This is a genomic window from Mycobacterium sp. (assembly GCF_036490025.1).
GTDB lineage: Bacteria > Actinomycetota > Actinomycetes > Mycobacteriales > Mycobacteriaceae > Mycobacterium.
In genome coordinates this window covers 41,115-51,394 of the sequence record NZ_DASXEP010000148.1, presented here as the reverse complement: position 1 = coordinate 51,394, position 10,280 = coordinate 41,115, and the positions used below count along the sequence as shown (strand labels likewise).

The window sequence follows — 10,280 nt, the reverse complement described above, 5'->3', positions numbered from 1 at the left end:
AGCGTTTCACTGGTGATCGTGGCCGTGGCGGTCATCACCCGGCTGCGCGATCCGCGCCGGGCGCCGGCCAGCGCCAATCCTTTGCCGAAAAGGTTCTTCGACGGCCGCGGCCGACCGGCCTGGCGAGTGTTGATTATCGGGGGCGCGGTGCTGGTGGCCTGGCTGGTCCTGGTGTGGGTGCTCGCACACTTCGTCGTGCCGCACGGAGTCGATCAGCCACCGTCGGCGCCGCGATCGGCCGCGTCCCCTCCGCCGGGCGACGCGTCTCGACCGCCGGGTCCGCAGGACACCGGTGCGGATCGTGACGTGCTGCGCTATCTGATCGTCAGCACGCTGGTACTGCTGGCGCTTATCGTCGTGGGCGCTATCGGCGCCCGTCGACGTCGGGTTCCCGCGCCGCCCATGCCTGCCGCTCGACCGCTCAGCGAGCCGGCCGCGACCGCTGCGACCACGTCGCTGGTGCGGGCGGCCGAAAGCGGGCTGGCCGCGATCGAGGACCCTGATCATGAACCGCGACAGGCGATCATCGCGTGCTACGCGGCGATGGAACGCGAACTCCGGCATTTCCCCGCAGCCGTCCCGCAGGAGTTCGACACTCCGACAGAGGTTTTGGCCCGAGCCGTCGAACATCATACGTTGCACGTCGACAACGCCGCCGAACTGGTGAACCTGTTCGAGGAGGCGCGCTTCAGTCCACATGTGATGACCGAGGCGCATCGCAGCAGCGCCCTTCGCGTGTTGCAGCTGGTTCTCGCTGACATGCGGAGTTCGGTATGAAAAAACTTATTGCACTTGGCTTTTCAGTGGTATTGTGCGCGGAGCTGACGGCGTTGTCACTGCACGATCGCCGGCTCGTGCTTTGGACGGCTGGCGCCGCGGTACTTTTCGCACTGGTCAATGTGCGCCAGTTCCTGGGCCGCGACTTCGAATCGTCACCGCCGACGACCCCGAACGCCCTCGAGGAATCGCTGCGTAGCTGGTTGTCCCGGACCGAGACACTGATTCACCGCTCGGAATCAACCCGGGCCGATTGGGACCGGCACCTGCGCCCAATGCTGGCGCGGCGCTTCGCGATCGCGACCGGAGAAAAACAGGCAAAGGACCCAGCAGCTTTCGATGCCACGGGGCGGATGCTTTTCGGCGCCGAGCTGTGGATGTGGGTGGACCCCAACAACGTTGCGCATCACGGCGCGGGCGAACCGGGGCCGGGCCGGGCGATGCTCCAGGAAATCCTGGAACGGTTGGAGCAGGTATGACAGGGGGGACGCGTCGACTATGACCTCGGAGACGGCCATGCCGGCGGCGACCACCACCGCCCGTGCGGTGGAGGTACTCGACGAGATCGAGCGCGTCGTGGTGGGCAAGCGGTCGGCGCTCACACTCATTCTCACGACAGTGCTCGCGCGCGGGCACGTGCTGATCGAAGACCTGCCCGGTCTCGGCAAAACGCTGATAGCCCGCTCCTTCGCCGTGGCACTCGGGCTGGATTTCACCCGCGTGCAGTTCACCCCCGATCTGTTGCCGGCGGACCTGCTCGGCTCGACGGTCTACGACATGCAGTCGGGCCACTTCGAGTTCCGTCCCGGCCCGATCTTCACCCACTTACTGCTGGCCGACGAGATCAATCGGACACCGCCGAAGACTCAAGCGGCGCTACTGGAGGCGATGGCCGAGGGACAGGTCAGCATCGATGGCGTCACCCATCGGCTGCCCCAGCCGTTCATCGTTCTGGCGACCGATAATCCGATCGAATACGAGGGCACCTATCCACTGCCCGAAGCACAGCTGGACCGGTTCGCGGTTCGCCTCGAACTGCGTTACCTCTCCGAGCAAGACGAGGCGTCGATGCTGCGCCGCCGCCTGGACCGGGGGTCGGCCGAGCCGCTGATCAACCAGGTTGTCGACGCGCATGATCTGCTGGCGATGCGCGAGTCCGTCGAGCAGGTGAGTGTGCACGAAGACGTCCTGCACTATGTCGTCTCGCTGGCCGTCGCGACTCGGCATCACCCACAGGTGGTGGTTGGCGCCAGCCCTCGTGCGGAAATCGATCTGGTGCAGCTGGCCCGTGCTCGCGCGTTACTTCTTGGCCGCGATTACGTGATCCCCGAAGACATCAAGGCGCTCGCCACGCCCGCTGTGGCCCATCGGATCACGTTGCGGCCGGAGATGTGGGTACGGAAAATTCAAGGCTCGGACATCGTCGAGGAACTCCTGCGACGGTTGCCGGTTCCGCGAACGCGCGGTGGTCCGCAGTAAGTCCGGGTGATCGAGATACGGGAGGTTCAGCTGCGTTGGCGCGCATCAGCATTGACGCGTGCGATCGCCACCTGCGCCGCGCTCGCGCTGGCCGCCGGCTTGATCAGATCGTGCTGGCAGCTGATCGCATTCGCCGCGCCGCTGCTCGGTGTGTTGTGTTCAGTCAGCTGGCAGCGGCCGCTGCCGAGAGTCAGCGTTCATGCCGAACCAGGTTCGCAGCGCTGCTTCGAGGCCGAGCAGACTCAGATGACGTTGTGGGCTGACACCGAAACATATGGTGCCGCAGTAGAACTCACGGCGTCGGCGGTCGACGGGATGCGGCTCGACGTTGTTCAGCGGAAGTCTGGCCAGCAGCAGACGGTGGCGACCGGCGCCGAACGTTGGGGACGGTATCCCGTTCGGGCCACTGTGGAAGTCGTCGCGCATGGCGGGCTGCTGGTCGGGACCGGGACCGTCGACGCAGCAGAGGTGACCGTCTTTCCCATAACGCCGTCTCAGCCGACAGCCCTCCCGCCGACCGAGCTGCTCGACCGGCTGGGCACTCACCTGACCCGGCACATCGGTCGCGGTGTCGAGTACGCCGACATCCGCGCGTATGTGCCCGGGGACCAGCTGCGCACTGTCAACTGGCCAGTGAGTGCCCGCCGCGGCCGCCTGCATGTCACCCAGCGGCTGACCGACCGGTCCGCGGATGTGGTGGTGCTGATCGACGGCTACCCGCAGCCCGCGGGCCCCGCGACGGATGCCACCGAGCGGATCGTGCGCGGTGCCGCCCAAGTGGTGCAGACCGCGCTGCGCAACGGCGATCGGGCCGGTATCGTCGCGCTCGGCGGCCGAAAACCCCGCTGGCTGGGCGCGGATATCGGGCAGCGGCAGTTCTACCGAGTGCTCGACACCGTACTCGACACCGGCGATGAATTCGAAAGCACCACTGGGACTTTGGCGCCGCGGGCAGCAATTCCGTCCGGCGCAATTGTGGTCGGATTCTCCACGCTGCTCGACACCGAGTTCGCGCTGGCGCTGATCGACTTGCGCCGCCGCGGTCACGTTGTGATGGCGGTCGATGTGCTGCAGGGCGCCCCGTTCGGCGCCGCCCATCAGGACCCACTCGTCGACCGGATGTGGGCGTTGCAGCGTTCGGCGATGTACCGCGACATGGGCACAGTGGGCGTCGACGTGTTGGCCTGGCAGGCGGATCGCTCTCTGGATCAGTCGATGCGGGCGTTGCCCGATCACCGTCGGCCGCTGACGGGCCGCCGATCATGAGGCGTGGCGCGCGACTGATGGCACAGATCTTGGCAACGGCATCCGGGCTGCTGATGGTGGCGGCGGTCGGTGTCGGGTCGCACGGACCGACCCTGGTGGCGGCGACGTCGGCCGTGGTCGCGGTGGCGGCCGGGGTCGTGCTTCGCCCGGTGTCGACGCTTGCGGTGTTGCTCACCGTGGTCGCGATCGCACTGTCCGGCCCGCCGGCCGGCGTGGCCGCGGTGTCCGGGTTGTCGGCGGCCGTTTACCTGGTGCTGCGGCATGCGGCGGGTGGCCGCGCCGGGCTTGACGCGGTGAGCGGGGCCACGATGGTGTCTGCCGTGGGGTTCACGCTGGTCGGCGTGGTCGCGACCGCGTTTCCGCTGCGGTTGCCGTGGTTGCCGTTGCTGGCGCCGGTGGCGGCGTTGGCGATCTATCTGCTCGCCACCCGGCCTTTCCTGCGTGACGACGATGGCTAGCCATCTCCGGCTGCTGCCGCAAAAAGTGCTCTTATCCTGGGATTACTCAAAATCTGCTTGGACAGAACGTCTTGACCGGAATTCGGATGGGGGCAACAATATCGGGGTGCCTCGAGAAGAGCGGGCGTTGATCAACGACGTCGAGCGTCGCCTCGCCGAGAAGTACTCATCTCTTCCGGTCGACCACGTAACCGCTGTGGTACGCCATACGTATTCGCAGTTCCAGAGCAGCCGGGTCAGAGGCTTCATTCCGTTGTTGGTGCAACGGCGCGCGGACGAGGAACTCGAGGAGCTGAGCGTCTTGCGGCCGGATCTGGCGGCAGTCGCGCTGGACGATATGGGTGGGACCGACGTCAAGACCACTGCCGCGGTGTAGCGTCGCGCCGCAGCCAAAGTCCACCGACCGACTACAGCCGGCCTGCTTGCTTAAGGCCGCGGGATCTGGCTGCGGTTTCGCGCGCTGACCTCCAGGTAGCGGTCTTTCAAGGCGTCCCGATCCAACGTTTGCGCACCGGCGATGGTCTGTTCGGCGGCAAGGGCCGGATCCGTGATCGCGGCAGCACCGCTGACGTAGATTTCCTTGAGGCCGGCCATGATTGGAGCAGGTACTTCGGCGACTTGGCCGGCCAGCTCGACGGCCCGAGGCAGTAGCTGATCGTGCGGCACGACTTCGGTGACCAGCCCGATCTGCTCAGCGCGGGCTGCGTCGATCACTTCGCCCGTCATCGACAACCGGCGTGCCATCCCTGCACCGACCAGCTGGGGAAGCCGCGCCGTCATCCCGCCGCCGGGCAGGATTCCGACGCGGGCATGGGTATCGGCGAAAAACGCACGCTCGGAAGCGATCAGGAAGTCGCAACCCAACGCCATCTCCAGTCCGCCGGTGAACACCGCGCCGTTGATGGCGCCGATGATCGGCTTGTGCATCGTGGATGTTCGGCGGATGCAGCTCTCGGTCTGAAACTGCTCGAAGTAGACCGTGCCCAGCCGCTGGGCCTCTTTGAGGTCGACGCCGGCGCAAAACGCGGGGTCGGCCCCTGTCAGCACCACTACCCGCACCGACTGGTCGTCGTCAGCTTCACTCAGCGCGGCATACAGCGTCCCAATCAGCAGCGGGCTCAACGCGTTCCGTGCCGCGGGCCGGTTCATTGTCAGTACCCGAACCGGCCCGGTGTCCTCGCTGAGAACCGGCGTCATGTCAGGAATTGCGCGGCCTGCTGGACGAGATCGAGCAGCGGCTGCGGGTAGATACCCAAGCCGATGGTGACCACCGCGCACACCGCGATGGCCGCTTTGCTCCAGAAGCCGGGCATCACCACGTGCACCTGCTCGGTGTGCGGCTCGGTGAAGAACATCAGCACGATCACTCGCACGTAGAAGTAGGCGGCCACGGCGCTGGCGATCACACCGATGATGACCAAAGGCACCGCGCCGCCCGCGGCCGCCGACGAGAACACCGCTAACTTGCTGACGAACCCGCTGGTCAGCGGGATTCCGGCGAAGGCAAGCAGGAACATCGAAAACAGCAGGCCGACAACGGGATAGCGCTGGCCCAGCCCCGCCCAGTGCGACGTGGTGGCGTCCTCTTCACCGTGCGAGTTACGGATCAGACCCACGACAGCGAACGCTCCCACCGTGCTGAAGCTGTAGGCGACGAGATAGAACATCGTCGCTGCGAGACCGGCCGGGATGGCTGCGATCACACCGGTGAGGATGAAGCCCACGTGAGCGATCGACGAGTACGCCAGCATCCGCTTGACGTCGGTCTGGGTCACCGCGGTGACCGTGCCGACCGCCATGGTCAATATCGCAATGGCCCACAACACTGGCCGCCACTGGTCGTGCAGCGGTGGCAGCGCGACGTAGAAGACCCGCAGCAGCGCGCCGAACGCCGCGACTTTGGTGGCGGCGGCCATGAACCCGGTGATCGGGGTCGGCGCACCCTGATAGACGTCGGGAATCCACGAATGGAATGGCACCGCACCGACTTTGAACAACAGTCCGACCGACAACAGCGCTACACCGATCAGCGCCATCGAGTGACTGTGGTTGGCCGCCAGCGAATGGGCGATACCGGGCAGTGACAGCGTGTTGGTGGCGCCGTAGAGAAATGCAGCGCCGTACAGGAAGAACGCCGACGAAAAGGCGCCCAGCAGGAAGTATTTCACCGATGCTTCCTGAGACACCAACCGGCGATGGCGGGCCAGCCCGCACAGCAGGTACAGCGGCAGCGACAGCACCTCGAGCGCCACGAACATGGTCAGCAGGTCGTTGGCGGCCGGGAACACCAGCATGCCGCCGACCGCGAGCATCGTCAGCGGGAATACCTCGGTCTGGCTTGCCCCGGCCCGCTCCGCCTCATGCTCGGCCGCACTGTCCGGCACCGCCGACGCCTGTGGCGTAAACGAATCCAACCCCGCGGGTGGTGCGGTGGCAGTCGCGGCGCCGGGTCCGGCGGCCGGGTTGTCGCCACGGTGGCGCTCGGCGAAAAAGAGCACGGCGAGCACCGACACCAACAGGATCGCACCCTGCAACAGCAGGGCCGGGCCGTCGACGGCCAGTGCGTGCTGGACTGCATAGCGGCCCGGGGGATCGAGCTGCCTGGCGACGATGACAACAGCCACGGCCGCGGTGATCAAGCCGCCGAGCGCAAGCAGGACCTGCGCACCATAGCGAGCCCGCCGTGGCAGGAACGCCTCCGCCAGCACACCGACCACAGCAACCCCGAAGACGATGAATATTGGTGCGAGCAGCCCGTATTCGACGCTGGGCGTGGGCACAGAGATCGAGGTCATCGGCGCGGTCCTTCCGCTATCCCGGGTAGGTGCGCAGTGCCCGGCCGGACGATCGGTGCGGGGTCGTGCTGACCGATGGTCGCCATGGTGTTACCCACTGCGGGGTTGATGATATCGAGCACCGGCTTCGGGTAGATCCCGAGCACCAACAGCAGCGCGATCAGCGGTGCGACGACCAGGATTTCGCGGGGCACCAGGTCGCGGATCCGCTCGTTGCCCGCTGTGACGGGGCCGGTCATCAGCCGTTGGTACAGCCACAGGATGTAGATCGAGGACAGGATCAGCGCGGTCACACCGAATGCCGCGGACAGCCAGTAGCGGTTGTATGCACCGATCAGCACCAGGAACTCGCTGACGAACGGCGCCAGCCCTGGCAGCGAGACGGTCGCCAGGCCCGCGATGAGGAAGGTGCCGGCCAGCACCGGCGCCACCTTCTGCACACCGCCGTAGGCCGCGATCGAGCGGGTGCCGCGGCGCGAGATCAGGAATCCGGCGATCAGGAACACCGCGGCGGTGGAGATGCCGTGGTTGAGCATGTACAGCGTCGAGCCGCTCTGGCCCTGAGTCGTCATCACGAAGATGCCCAGGATGATGAAGCCGAAGTGTGAGATCGACGTGTAGGCGATCAGTCGCATGATGTCGGTCTGGCCGATCGCCACAATCGCGCCGTAAATGACACCGATCACCGCCAGTGTGACGATCGCGGGGCGGAAATACGTTGACGCGTCAGGGAACAACTGCAGGCAGTAGCGCAGCATTCCGAACGTGCCGACCTTGTCCATCACCGCGGTGATCAGCACTGCGGTCGCCGGAGTCGATTCCACCGCCGCGTCGGGCAGCCAGCGGTGGAACGGCCACAGCGGCGCCTTGATCGCGAAGGCGAACATGAAACCCAGGAACAGGGCCTTGAGCACGCCCGACGACGCGCCCAGCGAACCCGTTGTGACGGCGGCGACGATCGCACGGAAGTCGAACGTTCCCGAACCATGCTGTGCTGTCACAACATACAGCCCAATGACGGCGGCCAGCATGATCAGACCGCCGAAGAGGTTGTACAGCAAGAACTTCACCGCCGCGCGGGACCGCTGGACACCGCCCCCGAAACCACCGATGAGAAAATACATCGGGATGAGCATCGCCTCGAAGAACACGTAGAACAGCAGCACATCCAGCGAGACCACCGAGATGAGCACCATCGATTCGATCGTCAGGGTCAGTGCAACGTAGGCCTGCGTGCCGCGCGATCGCTCACCTCCTGACGATCGCAAGCTCGGCGGAGCCGGGCGCAGCGGGTCGTCAGCATCGGCAGTGTCGTTCCAGCCGGCCACCAGTAGGACGGGCACCAGGACGGTGGTCAGCAGCACCAGCACCAGCGCGATGCCGTCGACACCAAGGGTGTATCCGGCGCCGAATGCCGGTATCCACGGGTGAGATTCGACGAATTGGTAGGTCGGGCCGCCGGTCTTGAAACCCACCGCGAGCGCGATCGACAGCACCAGCACGGCCACCGACACGGTCAGGCCGAGCCACTTGGCGAGCTGCCGCCCTCCCGGTGGCACCAGGATGATCAGCACGGCGCCGATCAAGGGCACCAGCCACAGCGCGGAAAGCCACGGCAGCGTCACCACAGTTGCACCGCCAGGATTGCCGCGACGACCAGCGCCGCGCCTGCCAACATCGACAACGCGTAGTTGCGGGCGAATCCGGTCTGGAAGCTGCGCAGCCACTCGGAGGTGCGGCCCACTAAGCTGGCCAGCGCGTTGACCGAGCCGTCCACACCCTGGTCGTCGAACTCGACCAGCGCGTGCGTGAGCTGTGCACCCGGTCGCATGAACACCTCCTCGTTGAACGCGTCGCCGTACAGATCTGTGCGCGCGGCGACGGTCAGCACCGACACGTCGGCAGGTGCCATCTCGGGCACGCGCCCGAGGTAACGCCACAGGGCGATCAGGAACCCGACGGCGACGACGCCGACGGCCACCGCGCTGATCACCCACGACGCCGCCACCGGTGAGCTCTCCTGGAATGTGGTCACCGGTTCAAGCCAGTGCTGCAGCGTGCCGCCCCAGCCCAGCAGCCCGCCGGAGAACACCGACCCGACCGCGAGCAGGATCATCGGCCAGGTCATCAATGCGGGCGCTTCATGTGGGTGTGCGCCTGCGGCCCAACGCTTTTCACCGAAGAATGTCAGCAGCATCACCCGGGTCATGTAGAACGCGGTGATACCGGCGCCCAGCAGGGCAGCGCCGCCCAGTATCCAGCCGCCGGCTCCGCCGGCTCCCAGCGCGGCTTCGATGATGGCGTCCTTGGAAAAGAAGCCGGCGAACGGGGGCACCCCGATGATCGCCAGGTAGCCAAGCCCGAAGGTGCCAAAGGTGATCGGCAGCGCGCTACGCAGTCCGCCGTAGTGGCGCATGTCCTGTTCCTCGTCCATCGCGTGGATCACCGCGCCGGAGCCAAGGAACAGGCCCGCCTTGAAGAAGCCGTGGGTGAGCAGATGCAGGATCGCGAACGCATAGCCGGCCGGCCCCAGGCCCGCCGCCAGCACCATGTAGCCGATCTGGCTCATCGTGGAGGCTGCCAGCGCGCGCTTGATGTCGTCCTTCGCGCAACCGATGATCGCCCCGAACAACAGCGTGACCGCACCGACGATGATCACGCCGAGTCGGGCATCGGGGGAAAGGCTGTACAGCGGGTTGCATCGCACGATCAGATAAACGCCGGCGGTAACCATGGTGGCGGCGTGGATCAGCGCGGACACCGGGGTGGGGCCCTCCATCGCGTCACCGAGCCAGGCCTGCAGCGGAACCTGCGCGGATTTGGCGCAGGCGCCCAAGAGCAACAACAGACCGATCGCGGCCAGCGCGCCGTGGCTTGCCCCCGCTGCCGACCCGAAAACGCCGGAGTAGGACAGCGTGCCGAAGTTGGCGAAGATCACGAAGATGGCCAGCGCCAGCCCGGCGTCGCCGACCCGGTTCATCACGAAGGCCTTCTTGGCCGCGACGGCCGCGCTGGGCTTGTGATACCAGAACCCGATCAGCAGATAGGACGCCAGGCCCACGCCTTCCCACCCGGCGTAGAGGCCCAGGAAGTTGTCGGCCACCACCAACAGCAGCATCGCCGCGAGAAACAAGTTGAGGTAGGCGAAAAAGCGTCGGCGATCGGGATCTTCGGCCATGTAGGCGACCGAGTAGATGTGGATCAGCGACCCCACCCCGGTGATCAGCAGCACGAAACAGATTGACAGCTGGTCGATTTGTAGCCCGAAGTCGACGTGCAGGCTGCCCACCGGTACCCAGGCGAACAGATTCTGGCTGATGGTCCGGGCGTCGCCGTGCCGGCCGAGCATGTCGGACAGCAGTGCCACACCGACTCCGAACGACGCCAGCGCCGTGGCGCAGCCGAGCGGGTGTCCCCAGCGATCGGTGCGCCTACCGCCGATCAGCAATATCGCGGCGCCGGCAGCGGGCAGCGCGACGAGCAGCCAGATTAAATGTGTCATCCC

The 10,280-nt window shown here is 66.2% G+C and carries 10 protein-coding genes; 6 read left to right on the top strand and 4 right to left on the bottom strand.

Annotated elements, in window-relative coordinates; genetic code table 11:
• The 6 genes from VGG53_RS17005 to VGG53_RS16980 form a co-directional block, all read left to right on the top strand.
• On the top strand, positions 1-777 hold a 777-nt coding region (locus VGG53_RS17005; protein WP_331519241.1), incomplete at its 5' end, for a DUF4129 domain-containing protein.
• Positions 774-1,256 carry a hypothetical protein gene (locus VGG53_RS17000; RefSeq protein ID WP_331519240.1) on the top strand — a complete coding sequence of 161 codons (483 nt, stop codon included), beginning with the start codon at positions 774-776 and terminating at the stop codon, positions 1,254-1,256. The genes VGG53_RS17005 and VGG53_RS17000, both read left to right, overlap by 4 nt.
• Positions 1,257-1,293: 37 nt before the next feature.
• Entirely contained in the window at positions 1,294-2,256 is a 963-nt protein-coding gene (locus tag VGG53_RS16995) for a MoxR family ATPase (protein ID WP_331519245.1), read from the top strand.
• A 6-nt stretch (positions 2,257-2,262) separates the two neighbouring features.
• Positions 2,263-3,522 carry a DUF58 domain-containing protein gene (locus VGG53_RS16990; protein WP_331519239.1) on the top strand — a complete coding sequence of 420 codons (1,260 nt, stop codon included), beginning with the start codon at positions 2,263-2,265 and terminating at the stop codon, positions 3,520-3,522.
• A 17-nt stretch (positions 3,523-3,539) separates the two neighbouring features.
• Complete coding sequence (locus VGG53_RS16985) at positions 3,540-3,980, top strand: hypothetical protein (RefSeq protein WP_331519238.1); 441 nt, start codon at positions 3,540-3,542, stop codon at positions 3,978-3,980.
• A gap of 106 nt (positions 3,981-4,086) precedes the next feature.
• On the top strand, positions 4,087-4,356 hold the full coding sequence (locus tag VGG53_RS16980; RefSeq protein ID WP_331519237.1) for a three-helix bundle dimerization domain-containing protein: 270 nt from the start codon (positions 4,087-4,089) through the stop codon (positions 4,354-4,356).
• 50 nt (positions 4,357-4,406) lie between these two features.
• Here the strand turns inward: VGG53_RS16980 and VGG53_RS16975 are convergent, their stop codons facing one another.
• From VGG53_RS16975 to nuoL, 4 genes are read right to left on the bottom strand one after another with little or no spacing between them, the layout of a single operon-like run.
• Positions 4,407-5,177, bottom strand: coding sequence for an enoyl-CoA hydratase (locus VGG53_RS16975; RefSeq protein ID WP_331519236.1), 771 nt, complete (start codon positions 5,175-5,177; stop codon positions 4,407-4,409).
• The gene (nuoN, locus tag VGG53_RS16970) at positions 5,174-6,775 is read right to left on the bottom strand and encodes an NADH-quinone oxidoreductase subunit NuoN (protein WP_414688983.1); all 1,602 of its coding nucleotides are present in this window, start codon (positions 6,773-6,775) and stop codon (positions 5,174-5,176) included. The genes VGG53_RS16975 and nuoN overlap by 4 nt, the downstream gene beginning before the upstream one ends.
• Entirely contained in the window at positions 6,772-8,403 is a 1,632-nt protein-coding gene (locus tag VGG53_RS16965; RefSeq protein ID WP_331519235.1) for an NADH-quinone oxidoreductase subunit M, read from the bottom strand. Before VGG53_RS16965 ends, nuoN begins: the two co-directional genes overlap by 4 nt.
• Positions 8,397-10,277: an NADH-quinone oxidoreductase subunit L gene (gene nuoL, locus VGG53_RS16960; RefSeq protein ID WP_331519234.1), complete on the bottom strand. Its 1,881-nt coding sequence runs from the start codon at positions 10,275-10,277 to the stop codon at positions 8,397-8,399. The genes VGG53_RS16965 and nuoL overlap by 7 nt, the downstream gene beginning before the upstream one ends.
• Positions 10,278-10,280 lie beyond the last annotated feature (3 nt).